Source organism: Xanthomonas fragariae (genome assembly GCF_900183975.1).
Lineage (GTDB): Bacteria > Pseudomonadota > Gammaproteobacteria > Xanthomonadales > Xanthomonadaceae > Xanthomonas > Xanthomonas fragariae.
Window position 1 is genome coordinate 2,873,223 of record NZ_LT853882.1, and the last position, 13,359, is coordinate 2,886,581.

Sequence of the window (13,359 nt, forward strand, 5' to 3'; positions counted from 1 at the left end):
GCATCCAGCAACACCCGAAATCGACTCCAACCGGATGTGACATGACGCGTCTTCCCACTCGCAGCCTGCTTGCCCTCGCTCTTGCTGCCGGCCTCAGCCTGTCAGCCGTTGCCCTGGCCGCCGAGCCGTTCGTTGCCAGCGACATCCGCGTCGACGGCCTGCAGCGCATCGCTTCTGGGACCGTGTTCACCTATTTACCGGTGAACCGCGGCGACACCGTGGACGATGGAAAGGTTGCCGACTCGATCCGTGCGCTGTACCGCACCGGCTTCTTTGAGGACGTGCAGCTTGATCGCCAGGGCAACATCCTGGTGATCACGGTCAAGGAGCGCCCGGCGATTAACAAGCTCACCGTGACTGGCAACAAGGACATCAAGTCAGAAGAGCTGCTCAAGGGTCTGGGCGACATCGGCCTGACCGAAGGCGGCACCTTCGATCGCCTGAGCCTGGACCGCGTGACCCAGGAACTGACCCGTCAGTACAACAACCGCGGCAAGTACAACGTCGAGATCACCCCCACCGTGAGCCAGCTGGACCGCAACCGCGTCGATGTGGCCATCGCGATCAAGGAAGGCAAGGCGGCCAAGATTCGCCACGTCAACCTGATCGGTACCGAGAAGTTCGCCAACGAAGACATCCTGGAGAACTGGGAATCCAAAGAGCACAACTGGGCCTCGTGGTATCGCCGCGACGATCAGTACTCCAAGGAGAAGATGTCCGGCGATCTGGAGAAGCTCAACTCCTGGTATCTGGACCGCGGCTACGTGGACTTCAGCATCGACTCAACCCAGGTGTCGATCAGCCCCGACAAGCGCGACATGTTCGTCAGCGCCGGCGTCACCGAGGGCGAGCAGTACAAGATTTCCGAGATCAAGGTCACCGGCGACACCGTGCTGCCGCAGGCCGACATCGAACGGCTGGTGACCCCCAAGGCAGGCGACATCTTCTCGCGCGCGCTTCTGCAATACAGCTCCGATGCGATCACCAATACGCTGAGCAACGTCGGTTACGCGTTCGCCAAGGTCAATCCTATCCCTACCCCGAACCGCGAAGACCGCACGGTTGCGGTGAATCTGCAAGTGGTGCCGGGCCCGCGCGTGACCGTACGCCGCATCCTCTACAAGGGCAACAGCCGCACTTCCGACGAGGTCTTGCGCCGCGAAATGCGCCAGTTCGAAAACACCTGGTACTCGCAGGCCGCGATCGATCGTTCCAAGATCCGTCTTCAGCGTCTAGGCTACTTCGAGAGCGTGGACGTAGAAACCCCGGCGGTGCCGGGCAGCAACGACCAGGTCGACGTGGTCTACAACGTCAAAGAAACCACCTCTGGCAGCTTCGTGTTCGGCCTGGGTTACTCGCAGAGCTTCGGTGTGACCACCTCGGTGCAGTTGTCGCAGAACAACTTCCTGGGCGGCGGCAACCGTGTGGCGGTGGAAGCCTCGCGCAGCAGCTATCAGCAGCGTTACGCGTTCTCCTACACCAACCCGTTCTTTACCGACGACGGCGTATCGCTGGGCTACAACCTGTCGTGGCGTGCGTTGGACTACTCGGACTTCAACACCGCGCAGTACAACAGCAAGAATGGTTCGGCACAGGTGTTGTTCGGCGTGCCGATTACCGAAAATGACACCGTGTCGGCAATGATCGGTATCGACAGTAATCAGATCACCACCTTCGCTGGCTCTACACCGCAGGCGATTGTCGACTATATCGACGCGATCGATACCCGCACCTTCCATGCATGGCGCACCGAGTTGGGCTGGGCACGCGATACTCGCAACGACTTCTTCATGCCGACCCGCGGCATGTACCAGCGCGTCGGCCTGGAAACCACCCTGCCAGGCTCCACGGTCGAGTACTACAAGCTCAACTACCAGATCTCCAACTATTGGCCGATCATTCCGGCGATCGTGTTGAACACGCGTTTCGAGTTGGGCTATGGCGACAACTACGGCAACGACCGCTCGCGCGTGTTGACCAATCCGGATGGATCGACCCGCACGGTCACTGCCACCGGCCTGCCGTTCTACGAGAACTTCTACGCTGGCGGTACCAATTCGGTGCGCGGCTTCGAAGACAACACGCTGGGTCCGCGCTCGGAACCGACCCTTTCTTATTCGCGTGGCCAGCCGCTCGGTGGTTCGTTCAAGACCGTCGGTTCGGTCGAAATGTATTTCCCGAAATTGTTCGACAGCCCGTCGGCACGCGTTTCGGCGTTCTTCGACTTCGGTAACGTCTACAACGGCGTGGACAACTTCAACGCCAACGAACTGCGCGCCTCCACCGGCGTGGCACTGCTGTGGCGAGCACCGGTCGGCCCCATTTCGATCAGCTACGCGTTCCCGCTAAAAAAGGAAGACAACGACGAAATCGAGCGTCTGCAGTTCACTTTCGGCGGCCAGTTCTAAAAGAAACGCAGGCAAAACAATGGCGGCCCGAATGCTCGGGCCGCCATTGTCTATTTGAGCTGTTTGCTGGCTGAAAACCGGACTTAGAGGTAGTTATTCCAAACGGCGCCCAGGCAGTTAGCAGTGGCGCCCCAATCGGACGTATCCACGCACTGAACCTGCTGGTCCCAGAAGTTCTGGGCGTTTTCGCGCTGATCTGCGAAATCGTCGGCCGAGGCACTGGTGACAGCGCCCAGCAGGATCAGGCTACCGAAAATGGAGATGACAGTTTTCATATGCTTCTTCCTGGGTTCGCCGCACAGTTGCGGCCTAGCCAGAGATACGCCTGACTGTTTGGCACAACTTTGGCGCCGTTTTTTTTCCGTAAAACCAGCTACTTACCGTTTACGCGAGGTTCACCAGGATGCGACTGACCGTCAGTGCGATTGCCGAACAATTTGGTTTGACCATCGTCGGTAACGGCGCCACCGAAGTCAGCGGCGTCGCCACCCTGGCACATGCCGGCACGGGGCAGCTGAGCTTCCTGTCCAACCCACGCTATCGGCCGCAGCTTGCCGACACACAGGCAGCAGTCGTGGTATTGCGCGCCGAGGATGCCGAGGCCGCGCGCGGCACCGCCCTTGTCGCCAGGGATCCTTACACCGCCTTTGCCAAGATCGCTGCGTTGTTCGATGTGGCGCCGGTGCGCGAACCGGGTATCCACCCATCAGCGGTGATCGACCCCTCAGCTCAGATCTCGCCGAGCGCACATGTCGGCCCCTTCGTCAGTATCGGCGCGCACAGCCGCGTGGGCGATGGCTGCGTGATCGGCATCGGTAGCATCATCGGCGAAGGCTGCGTTGTAGACGCCGGCTGCGAGCTGCTTGCACGCGTCACCCTTGTGACGCGGGTGCGCTTGGGCAAGCGTGTGCGCATCCATCCGGGCGCGGTGATCGGCGCTGACGGCTTTGGTCTGGCGATGGATGCCGGCCACTGGATCAAGGTGCCGCAGCTCGGCGGCGTGGTGATCGGTGACGATTGCGAAATTGGCGCCAACACCTGCATCGACCGCGGCGCGCTCGAAGACACCGTGCTGGAAGAAGACGTGCGCGTGGACAACCTGGTGCAGATCGCTCACAACTGCCGCATCGGCGCACATAGCGCCATCGCTGGCTGCACCGGCATTGCCGGCAGCGCCAAGATCGGCCGTTACTGTCTGCTCGGCGGACATGTGGGCGTGGTCGGTCACCTGGAGATCTGCGACAAGGTCGTGATCACCGGCAAGTCGGTGGTGCGCAATTCCATCCATGCGCCCGGCGAGTATTCGTCCGGCACCCCTCTCACCGACAATCGCACGTGGCGCAAGAATGCCGCGCGCTTCAAACAACTCGATGTGCTGGCACGGCGTATCCTGGCTGTGGGCAAGGAGAAAGAATGAGTCACCCCATTTACGATCTGCCGATCGACATCAATCAGATCCAGACGCTGATCCCGCACCGCTACCCGTTTCTGCTGATCGACCGGGTCGTCGAGCTGGATCTCGAAGCCAGGCGCGTCGTCGGTCAGAAGAACGTCAGCATTAACGAGCCGTTCTTTCAGGGACATTTCCCGACCCGCCCGGTAATGCCTGGCGTATTGATCATCGAAGCGCTGGCTCAGGCAGGCGGCGTAATGACCCAGCTCGGCCTGGGGCGCGATGCGCTGTCCAAGCTGTTCTACATGGTCAAGGTCGACAACGCCCGCTTCAACAAACAGGTGGTGCCTGGCGACGTGCTGATTCTGGAGGTGCAGATGAAGCGACTGATTCGCAACATGGGATGCTATTACGGCGAGGCAAAGGTCAACGGCGAAGTCGTGGCCAGTGCCGACATCATGTGCGCTGGCGGCAGAGAATAATTCTCTTTTGGAGGTGAGACACGATGCGTGATCAAGCACCCTTGATGCATCCCACCGCCGTCATCGACCCCTCGGCGCGACTGGCCAACGATGTGCGCGTGGGCGCGTTTTCGCTGATCGGCGCCGACGTGGAGATCGGTGCGGGAACCGAGGTGGGGCCGCATTGCTCGCTCCATGGCCCTACCAGGATCGGCCGCAACAACCGCTTCATCGGCCATGCGGCGGTCGGCGGCGAACCGCAGGACAAGAAGTACGCCGGCGAGCGCACCGAACTGGTCATCGGCGACGGCAACGTCATCCGCGAATTCGTCACCATCAATCGCGGCACCGGCGGTGGTGGCGGCGTTACCGTAGTCGGCAACGACAACTGGATGCTGGCCTACACGCACGTGGCGCACGACTGCCGTGTCGGCAACCATTGCGTGTTCTCCAACAACACCACGCTGGCAGGCCACGTCACTGTGGGCGACTACGTGATCATCAGCGGCTTTGCCGGCGCGCATCAGTTCTGCCGCATCGGCGCGCACGCCTTCCTGGGCATGGGCGCGCTGATTAACGGCGACGTTCCGCCGTTCACCATGGTCGGCAGCGAATCGCTGGGCCGCCCGCGCGGCATCAACAGCGAAGGGCTCAAGCGCCGAGGTTTCGATGCCGAGCGGATTACCGCGATCAAGCGCGCCTACCGCACGCTGTACGTCGCCGGCCTGCCACTGGCCGATGCCAAACTGCAGTTGGCCGAACAGGCCAAGAGCAGCGAGGACGTACGTAGCCTGCTGGAGTTCATCGAAGCAGCAGAAAGGCCGTTGTTGCGATGAATACCGTGACCGGGGGCCGGGGGCCGGAGGCTGGTAACGACAACTGCGGCGGTGACATGCTTTTGCCGGGTCCCGGGTCCCCGGTCCTCGGTTCCGCTCCACGCATCGCCCTCATCGCCGGCGAAGCCTCCGGCGACATCCTGGGTGCCGGGCTGATCGAACAGCTGCGTCGACGTTACCCGAATGCGGAGTTTGTCGGCATCGGTGGCGATACGATGCGCAGTGCCGGGTGCCAGACCTGGTTCGATGCCAGCGAGCTGGCGGTGATGGGGCTGACCGAAGTGCTGCGGCATCTGCCGCGCCTGCTCAAGCTACGCAACGCGTTCCGCGAGCGCGTGCTGGCGTGGAAACCGGACGTATTTATCGGCATCGACTCGCCCGATTTCAATCTACCGATCGAGCGCTGGCTAAAACAACGCGGCATCCGCACCATGCATTACGTCAGCCCCTCGGTGTGGGCATGGCGCGAGAAGCGTGCAGAGAAGCTAGGCGTCAGCGCCGACCTGGTGTTGTGCCTGTTTCCGATGGAGCCGCCGATCTACGCCAAACACGCTGTAGATGCGCGCTTCGTCGGCCACCCGATGGCCGACGACATTGCCTACCAGGCCGACCGCGAAGCTGCGCGCGCCAAGTTAGGTCTTTCCGCGTCCAGCACCGTGCTGGCGGTGCTGCCCGGCAGCCGGCTTGGCGAAATTCGCCGGCTAGGCGAGACGTTTTTCCAGGCCGCCTGGCTGCTCTCCGAGCAACTGTCCAATCTGCACGTGCTGGTGCCTGCGGCCAACCCCTGCTGCAAGCAATTGCTGGCCGAACAATTATCGCGCTCGTCACTGCCGGTGCTGCGCTCGCATCTGCTCGACGGCCAGGCGCGCACCGCAATGCTGGCTGCCGACGTGGTGTTGCTGGCCTCCGGCACCGCTACGCTGGAAGCAATGCTGGTCAAACGCCCCATGGTGGTCGGCTACAAGGTCGCTCCGCTGACCTACCGCATCGTCAAGACGCTGGGCTTGCTCAAGGTCAACCGCTACGCACTGCCCAACATCCTGGCCAACGACGATCTAGCGCCGGAACTGATGCAAGACGACTGTACGCCGGAACGGCTGTGCGTCGCCCTGCTCGATTGGTTCAAGCACCCCGAGAAAGTCGCCGCCCTGCAGCCACGCTATCTCGCGCTGCACGCCGTGCTGCGCCGCGATGCCTCGGCGCGCGCGGCGGATGCGGTGGCGGAGCTGCTTGAAGGCACGGATTCGGGAGTGGAGATTCGGGATTGGTCAGGAGCAAAAGCATGAAAGTCTTTGCGCCACGTTTACCAGTGGATGACGCCAACGCCGAGGTGCGCCAGTCGCCCTTGTTTGGCCAATCGCCCATCCCGCATGCCGAATCCCGGCGCCTGATTGCCGGCGTCGATGAAGCCGGCCGCGGACCGCTCGCAGGGCCGGTGGCTGTGGCGGCGGTCGTGTTCGACCCCAGCAAGCCGCGCATCAATGGGCTGGACGATTCCAAGCAGCTGAGCGCTGAGCGGCGCGAGCAGCTGTACGCGCGCATCGTCGAGCGAGCGCTGGCGTGGTCGGTGGTGCTGATCGATAGCGTAGAAATCGACCGCATCAATATCTACCAGGCGACCATGCTTGGCATGCGGCGCGCGGTGGAAGGTGTGGCGCATGTGGCCGGGTTTGCACGTATCGATGGCAACCGCGTGCCCAAGGGATTGCCCTGCCCGGCCGAGGCGTTGATTGGCGGCGATGCGCTCGACCGCGCAATCATGGCCGCCTCGATCGTGGCCAAGGTCACCCGCGACCGCCTGATGCATGAGATGCACGCACAACACCCCGAATACCGCTTCGACCAACACAAGGGTTACGGCACCCCCGTACATCTGGCCGCGCTGCAGACCCATGGGCCGTGCCCGCAGCACCGCCGCAGCTTCGCGCCGGTGAGGTTGGCGCTAGGGAGCCGGACCCCGGCACCAGGGACCGGAAAACTGGAACAGCTACCGATCGGGTCGGCGGCGGGATTGCCGTAGGCAGAGATTGCCGGACCGGTCGGATCGAGCGGAATCCATGCTCAACGTGGTGCGTGGCACGCCCGTCACGCGCGCCTCAGGAGGGTCAGTCCCGCTCGAATGGCCCGATCTGCCGCCTTCCCAGGTTCCCTGGTCCCCGGTCTCCGGCCCCGACTGCCCGCCTGTCAAGCCTTGTTCGCCTCCGCCCTCACCGCTACCCTGCCCGGGCATCGTTATGGTTCCGCATGTCCACTTCCCGCTTCGTTCATCTGCACGTTCACACCGAGTTCTCGCTGGCGGATTCCACCATCCGTGTGCCCGAGAAACCGAATCAGGCTGATCCGAAAAAGGCCAAGCAGGCCAACCTGCTCAGCCGCGCGGTCGAACTCGACATGCCCGCGCTGGCAGTCACCGACCTGAACAACCTGTTCGCACTGGTCAAGTTCTACAAGGCCGCCGAAGGCGTGGGCATCAAGCCGATTGCCGGCGCCGACGTGATGATCGCTACTCCGGACATGACGCCCTGGCGTATGACTCTGCTGTGCCGCGATCGCGAGGGCTATCTGAGCCTGTCGCGTCTGCTCACCCGCGCCTGGATGGAAGGCCACCGGCCCGAAGGCGGGGTGGCGATCCATCCCGAGTGGCTGCAGGCCGGACACGCCAATCTGTTTGCGCTGGCCGGCCGCGACAGCCTGGCCGGGCGCCTGTTCGGCGAAGGCCGCGCCGACCTGGCTGAGCAGCAGCTCGCCGACTGGCAGCGCACGTTCGGCGATGGCCTGCATCTGGAAATCACCCGTACCGGGCGCGACGGCGAAGAGCGTTTCAACCAGTTCGCGCTGCATGCCGCCGGTGCGCGCGGCCTGCCGGTGGTGGCCAGCAACGATGTGCGCTTTCTGTACGCCAGCGACTTCAACGCGCACGAGGCGCGCGTGTGCATTTCTTCGGGGCGCGTGCTGGACGATCCCAAGCGTCCGCACCACTACAGCGACCAGCAATACCTGAAGTCGGGCGAGGAGATGGCCGCGTTGTTCGCCGACGTGCCCGACGCCATCGACAACACGCATGCGCTGGCGCAACGCTGTAATATCGAGATGCGCCTGGGCACCTACTTCCTGCCAGCCTATCCGGTGCCGGAAAACGAAACGCTGGACAGCTGGATCCGCAGCCAGTCGCGCGATGGTCTGGCGGCACGCTTGGAAAAGAGCCCGATCGCACCGGGCAAGAACCGCCAGGATTATGTCGATCGCCTGGAATTCGAGTTGGACACCATCATCGAGATGGGCTTTCCCGGCTATTTCCTGATCGTGGCCGACTTCATCCAATGGGGAAAAAACCAGGGCATTCCGATCGGCCCGGGCCGCGGTTCCGGTGCCGGCTCGCTGGTGGCGTGGGCACTGCAGATCACCGATCTGGACCCGCTGCCCTACAACCTGCTGTTCGAGCGCTTCCTAAATCCCGAACGCGTGTCCATGCCCGACTTCGACATCGACTTCTGCATGGATCGCCGCGACGAAGTGATCGACTACGTGGCGCACAAGTACGGGCGCGAACGGGTCAGCCAGATCATCACTTACGGCACCATGGCCGCCAAGGCGGTGGTGCGCGATGCCGGGCGCGTGCTCGGCTTCACCTATGGTCTGGTCGACAGCGTGGCCAAGCTGATCCCCAACATCCTGGGCATCACGCTCAAGGATGCGATGGGAGAAGGCAAGGACTCGGAGATGGCCTCGCCGGATCTGATCCAGCGCTATCAGGTCGAAGACGACGTGCGCGATCTGATGGATCTGGCCCGTCAGCTCGAAGATCTCACCCGCAACGCCGGCAAGCACGCTGGCGGGGTGGTGATCGCACCTGAGCCACTGTCCGAATTCTGCCCGCTGTTCGCCGAACACGACGAGGACGGGCGCGGCAAGAATCCGGTCACTCAGTTCGACAAGGACGACGTCGAAGCGGTCGGCCTAGTGAAGTTCGACTTCCTCGGCCTGCGCACGCTGACCATCATCGATTGGGCAGTCAAGGCGATCAACGCACGCCACTCGCGCGCCGGCATCGACCCGGTCGACATCACCGCTATTCCGCTCGACGACGTGCCTACCTACAAGGGCGTGTTCGCCTCCGGCAATACCGGCGCGGTGTTTCAGTTCGAATCCTCAGGCATGCGCCGCCTGCTCAAGGACGCGCGCCCGGACCGCTTCGAAGACCTGATCGCGCTGGTATCGCTGTACCGCCCTGGCCCGATGGACCTGATCCCTGACTTCAACGCGCGTAAGCACGGCAAGCAAGAGATCGTCTACCCGGATTCGCGCACCGAAGTCATCCTGAAAGACACCTACGGCATCATGGTGTACCAGGAGCAGGTGATGCAGATGGCGCAGATCGTCGGCGATTATTCGTTGGGCGGCGCCGACCTGCTACGCCGCGCCATGGGCAAAAAAGTGCCGGCCGAAATGGCCAAGCACCGAGAGATTTTCCGCGAAGGCGCGGCCAAGGGCGGCGTGAGCGCGCACAAGGCCGACGAAATCTTCGACCTGATGGAGAAGTTCGCCGGCTACGGTTTCAACAAATCGCACGCCGCCGCGTACGCATTGATCAGCTACCAGACCGCCTGGCTGAAACGGCATTACCCGGCCGAATTCATGGCCGCCACGCTGTCCTCGGACATGGACAACACCGCCAAGGTGGTCGGCTTTCTCGATGAAGTGCGCAATCTCGGCCTGACTGTCAAGCCACCGGGCATCAACGCATCGGCGTACATGTTCGAGGCCGCAAGCCCGGACACGATTCAATACGGCCTGGGCGCGATCAAGGGCGTCGGCCAGGGCGCATGCGAGGCGATCGTCGAAGAACGCCAGCGCGGCGGACCTTACACGACGCTGCTGGATTTTTGCACCCGCGTGGGTACCGCAAAGCTCAACCGGCGCACGCTGGAAGCGATGATCAATGCTGGCGCCATGGACGGGCTGGGCAAGAACCGTGCCTCGCTGATGCTGCAATTGCCGGAGGTGATGAAGGCCACCGAGCAGATGGCGCGCGAACGTGCCTCGGGCCAGAACTCGCTGTTCGGCGGGCCGGACCCGAGCGTGCCGGCAATGCGCCTGGATCTGCCCGAAAGCAAAGAGTGGCCGCTTGGTCAGTTGCTCACCGGCGAGCGCGAAACGTTGGGCTTTTATCTCAGCGGCCATCCGTTCGACACGCACCGGGACGAAGTACGCGAGCTGGTCGGTTGCGACCTGGGTTCGCTGGAAAAGATCCTGACCTCGCAACAACGCGGCGGCGGTGGCGGCGATGGCGAGAAACGCGCCTGGCGCCCGGAAGTCAGTGCGATTCTGGCGGGCCTGGTGATCGGCGTACGCCGCAAGGGCGACAGCCAGGTGTTCGTGCAGTTGGAAGACGGTCGCGGACGGGTCGAATGCAGTGCGTTTTCCGATGCGATGGCCGAGTTCGGCCACCTGCTCACCCGCGACCGCATCCTGATCGTCAAGGGCGGCCTGCGCGAGGACGAATTCAACGGCGGCTACAGCCTGCGCATCCGCCAATGCTGGGACTACGAGCAGATCTGCGCCGAGCATGCACAGCGGCTGTCGCTGCGCCTGGACCTGCGCGAAAAACAGGCTTGGAAGCGTGTCGACGCACTATTGGCCAAGCACCGCCCCGGCAAGACGCCATTGCGTCTGGATCTGCTGCTGCGCGCCCCCAGCGGCGGCGTCGCCGGCATGCTTGATCTCAATGGCAGCCACTCGGTGCGCATCGATCAGCAACTGATGGACAGCCTGCGCGCCGATCCGGCAGTACGCACGTTGAAGATCAAGTACAACCCACCGTGGGCTTGAAAATCGGGAAGCGCGAATCGCAACAGCAAGACGGCTGGTCGCCTTGCTTTGATTCGCGATTCCCAATTCTCCCAACCCCACCGTACGGGCCAAGCGCACCGCTTCGGCTACACTTCCCGCCTTACGTTGACGACCCCACTGCATGAATCCTAACTACCTCGACTTCGAGCAACCCATTGCCGATCTGGAAGCCAAGATCCAGGAACTGCGCAAGGCCAGCACCGGCACTGCAGTCAACGTCGACACCGAGGTGCGTGCGCTGCGCGACAAGCTGCGCGTGCGCACTGCGCAGATCTTCCGCGACCTATCTGCCTGGCAGGTCTCGCAGCTGGCGCGCCACCCGCAGCGCCCGTATACGTTGGACTACATCGGCACTATCTGCGACGAATTCCAGGAACTGGCTGGCGACCGCGCCTATGCCGACGACAAGGCGATGGTCGGTGGCCTGGGCCGCATCGACGGACGCCCGGTGGTGATCATCGGTCACCAGAAAGGCCGCGACACCAAGACCAAGGTGGCGCGTAACTTCGGCATGCCGCGCCCCGAGGGCTACCGCAAAGCGCTGCGCCTGATGAAGCTGGCCGAGCGCTTCCGCCTGCCACTGCTGACCTTTATCGACACCCCGGGCGCTTACCCGGGCATCGGCGCCGAAGAACGCGGCCAGTCCGAAGCGATCGCGCGCAACCTGCTGGAAATGGCCGAACTCAAGGTGCCGGTAATCTGCACTGTGATCGGCGAAGGTGGCTCCGGTGGCGCGCTGGCGATCGGCGTGGGCGACCGCACTTTGATGCTGGAATACGGCACGTATTCGGTGATTTCGCCGGAAGGCTGTGCCTCGATCCTGTGGAAGGACGCCGCCAAGGCCAAGGATGCTGCCGAACAACTCGGCCTCACTGCCAAGCGTTTGAAGGGCCTGGGTCTGGTCGACAAGGTGATCCGCGAACCGACTGGCGGGGCGCACCGCAATCCCGAGCAGATGGGCAAGCGCTTGAAGGCCGTACTGCTCAACGAGCTGGATACGCTGGAAAAGATCCCCATCGATGCTCTGCTGCAGCAGCGTTACCAGCGCCTGCGCAGCTACGGGGCTTACGAAGGCAATTGATCAGTGGCGCCGCTGGAATCGGCAATCGGCAGAGCGGCCTGCTGTTTGCGTTGCGCTGACGGTCTGCAACAAGCTGCGGAAATAATTGCTGAGCATGCCCTCGGGCCGGAATAATCCGGCTTCCAGGTAGCCGCTCTAAACGATTTTCGATTCCCAGCTTCAAAACGGCTTGGCCAGCACCAGCCAGATCACGCCGACCAACAACACCACCGGCACTTCGTTGAACAGCCGCAGCGCGCGGCCGGTGGGCAAGGAGCGTCCTCGATCGACGCCATTCAACCAGCGTCCGGACACGATGTAATGCGCCAGGATCAGCGCCACCGCAAACAGTTTTGCGTGCAGCCAGCCGCCGGGACCCATCGTCGGGAAGTCCGGAATCACTCGATAACCCTGCCACAGCACCGCTCCCAGCACTAGCGCCAGGCCCAGCATGCTGTGGCCGAACTTGTAGAGACGACGCCCCATCAGCACCAGCTGCGTGCGCACCGCAGGTTCGGCCCCGGCCTCGGCGATATTGACCAGGATGCGCGGCAGATAGAACACCGCAGCCATCCAGGCGATGACGAACAACAGATGGAAGGTCTTGATCCACAAATACAGGCTCATGCGCTGGCTCCGCTGGCTCGCGTAGGATGGCCCGCATTTTCACCTATCCGCGCGCGCGAAAGCAGCTTACGTCCATGCAACAGTCAAACGACAAACAGTACGACGCTCACTATTTCAGCCGCTGGTATCGCGATGCCGGGCTGGCCGACCCTGCGCGCGTGCGACGCAAGGTCGCACTCGCGGTAAGCCAGGCCGAGTACTACCTTGAGCGCCCGGTCCGCAGCGTGCTGGATATCGGCTGCGGCGAGGCCGCGTGGCGTGCGCCGCTGCTGACGCTGCGGCCAAAGATCAGCTACCTGGGCTTCGATAGCAGCGCCTACGCAGTGCAGCGCTACAGCCGCAGCCGACAGATCCACCCTGCCCGCCTCGGCGACTTCGCGTGGCTGCGTCCGTGCGCACCAGTGGACCTGCTGATCTGCTCGGACGTGCTGCATTACGTGCCCACGCCCGAGTTCAATCAGGGCCTGCCTGGATTGGCGGAGATGTGCGCAGGCGTGGCGTTTCTGGAAGCCTTTGCGCAGGAAGACGCCTTCGAAGGCGACCACGATGGTTTTCAGGCGCGGCCGGCGCGCTGGTATCGGCGCCGCTTTGCCAGTGTGGGGTTCGCTGCACTCGGCTCGCACTGCTGGCTATCGCCGCAGCTGGCCGCAGCGGCGTCGGCGTCGGCGTTGGAGCGCGGCTAGCATAGGGCCGCGGCGCACATACGCTAACAAGCTATTTGCGA

Annotated in this window: 11 protein-coding genes; 9 read left to right on the forward strand and 2 right to left on the reverse strand. The window is 63.0% G+C overall.

The window, feature by feature from the left end; translation table 11 throughout:
* The first annotated feature begins 41 nt into the window (after positions 1 to 41).
* Positions 42 to 2,408, forward strand: coding sequence for an outer membrane protein assembly factor BamA (gene bamA / locus PD885_RS13340; protein ID WP_002810790.1), 2,367 nt, complete (start codon positions 42 to 44; stop codon positions 2,406 to 2,408).
* Between the two features lie 83 nt (positions 2,409 to 2,491).
* Here bamA and PD885_RS13345 read toward each other — a convergent pair whose 3' ends face one another.
* The gene (locus PD885_RS13345) at positions 2,492 to 2,683 is read right to left on the reverse strand and encodes a hypothetical protein (protein ID WP_002810791.1); all 192 of its coding nucleotides are present in this window, start codon (positions 2,681 to 2,683) and stop codon (positions 2,492 to 2,494) included.
* A gap of 128 nt (positions 2,684 to 2,811) precedes the next feature.
* Here PD885_RS13345 and lpxD point away from each other — a divergent pair, with 128 nt between their 5' ends.
* The 7 genes from lpxD (at position 2,812) to PD885_RS13380 (ending at position 12,029) form a co-directional block, all read left to right on the forward strand.
* Complete coding sequence (gene lpxD / locus PD885_RS13350) at positions 2,812 to 3,825, forward strand: UDP-3-O-(3-hydroxymyristoyl)glucosamine N-acyltransferase (protein ID WP_002810792.1); 1,014 nt, start codon at positions 2,812 to 2,814, stop codon at positions 3,823 to 3,825.
* Complete coding sequence (gene fabZ / locus PD885_RS13355; RefSeq protein WP_002810795.1) at positions 3,822 to 4,283, forward strand: 3-hydroxyacyl-ACP dehydratase FabZ; 462 nt, start codon at positions 3,822 to 3,824, stop codon at positions 4,281 to 4,283. Before lpxD ends, fabZ begins: the two co-directional genes overlap by 4 nt.
* A gap of 23 nt (positions 4,284 to 4,306) precedes the next feature.
* Positions 4,307 to 5,098 carry an acyl-ACP--UDP-N-acetylglucosamine O-acyltransferase gene (gene lpxA, locus PD885_RS13360; protein ID WP_002810798.1) on the forward strand — a complete coding sequence of 264 codons (792 nt, stop codon included), beginning with the start codon at positions 4,307 to 4,309 and terminating at the stop codon, positions 5,096 to 5,098.
* A gap of 56 nt (positions 5,099 to 5,154) precedes the next feature.
* Complete coding sequence (gene lpxB, locus PD885_RS13365; RefSeq protein WP_052032156.1) at positions 5,155 to 6,384, forward strand: lipid-A-disaccharide synthase; 1,230 nt, start codon at positions 5,155 to 5,157, stop codon at positions 6,382 to 6,384.
* Positions 6,381 to 7,118 (forward strand): ribonuclease HII, encoded by a 738-nt coding sequence (locus PD885_RS13370; protein ID WP_002810803.1) that lies wholly within the window; start codon positions 6,381 to 6,383, stop codon positions 7,116 to 7,118. Before lpxB ends, PD885_RS13370 begins: the two co-directional genes overlap by 4 nt.
* A 224-nt stretch (positions 7,119 to 7,342) precedes the next feature.
* Positions 7,343 to 10,927: a DNA polymerase III subunit alpha gene (gene dnaE / locus PD885_RS13375; RefSeq protein WP_002810806.1), complete on the forward strand. Its 3,585-nt coding sequence runs from the start codon at positions 7,343 to 7,345 to the stop codon at positions 10,925 to 10,927.
* 142 nt (positions 10,928 to 11,069) lie between these two features.
* Positions 11,070 to 12,029 carry an acetyl-CoA carboxylase carboxyltransferase subunit alpha gene (locus tag PD885_RS13380; protein WP_002810808.1) on the forward strand — a complete coding sequence of 320 codons (960 nt, stop codon included), beginning with the start codon at positions 11,070 to 11,072 and terminating at the stop codon, positions 12,027 to 12,029.
* Between the two features lie 159 nt (positions 12,030 to 12,188).
* On the opposite strand, the gene PD885_RS13385 is transcribed toward PD885_RS13380, so the two are convergent.
* Positions 12,189 to 12,635 carry a CopD family protein gene (locus tag PD885_RS13385; protein ID WP_002810810.1) on the reverse strand — a complete coding sequence of 149 codons (447 nt, stop codon included), beginning with the start codon at positions 12,633 to 12,635 and terminating at the stop codon, positions 12,189 to 12,191.
* 74 nt (positions 12,636 to 12,709) lie between these two features.
* On the opposite strand from PD885_RS13385, the gene PD885_RS13390 reads away from it, so the two are divergent.
* Positions 12,710 to 13,318, forward strand: coding sequence for a methyltransferase (locus tag PD885_RS13390; protein ID WP_040762832.1), 609 nt, complete (start codon positions 12,710 to 12,712; stop codon positions 13,316 to 13,318).
* The last annotated feature ends 41 nt before the right edge of the window (positions 13,319 to 13,359 follow it).

What these genes read in the sequence shown, in the direction of transcription:
- fabZ (WP_002810795.1), top strand. Translation starts at nt 3,822, where the DNA reads ATGAGTCACCCCATTTACGATCTGCCGATCGACATCAATCAGATCCAG.
- PD885_RS13385 (WP_002810810.1), bottom strand. Translation starts at nt 12,635, where the DNA reads ATGAGCCTGTATTTGTGGATCAAGACCTTCCATCTGTTGTTCGTCATC.
- PD885_RS13390 (WP_040762832.1), top strand. Translation starts at nt 12,710, where the DNA reads ATGCAACAGTCAAACGACAAACAGTACGACGCTCACTATTTCAGCCGC.
- PD885_RS13370 (WP_002810803.1), top strand. Translation starts at nt 6,381, where the DNA reads ATGAAAGTCTTTGCGCCACGTTTACCAGTGGATGACGCCAACGCCGAG.
- lpxA (WP_002810798.1), top strand. Translation starts at nt 4,307, where the DNA reads ATGCGTGATCAAGCACCCTTGATGCATCCCACCGCCGTCATCGACCCC.
- PD885_RS13380 (WP_002810808.1), top strand. Translation starts at nt 11,070, where the DNA reads ATGAATCCTAACTACCTCGACTTCGAGCAACCCATTGCCGATCTGGAA.
- lpxB (WP_052032156.1), top strand. Translation starts at nt 5,155, where the DNA reads ATGCTTTTGCCGGGTCCCGGGTCCCCGGTCCTCGGTTCCGCTCCACGC.
- PD885_RS13345 (WP_002810791.1), bottom strand. Translation starts at nt 2,683, where the DNA reads ATGAAAACTGTCATCTCCATTTTCGGTAGCCTGATCCTGCTGGGCGCT.
- bamA (WP_002810790.1), top strand. Translation starts at nt 42, where the DNA reads ATGACGCGTCTTCCCACTCGCAGCCTGCTTGCCCTCGCTCTTGCTGCC.
- dnaE (WP_002810806.1), top strand. Translation starts at nt 7,343, where the DNA reads ATGTCCACTTCCCGCTTCGTTCATCTGCACGTTCACACCGAGTTCTCG.
- lpxD (WP_002810792.1), top strand. Translation starts at nt 2,812, where the DNA reads ATGCGACTGACCGTCAGTGCGATTGCCGAACAATTTGGTTTGACCATC.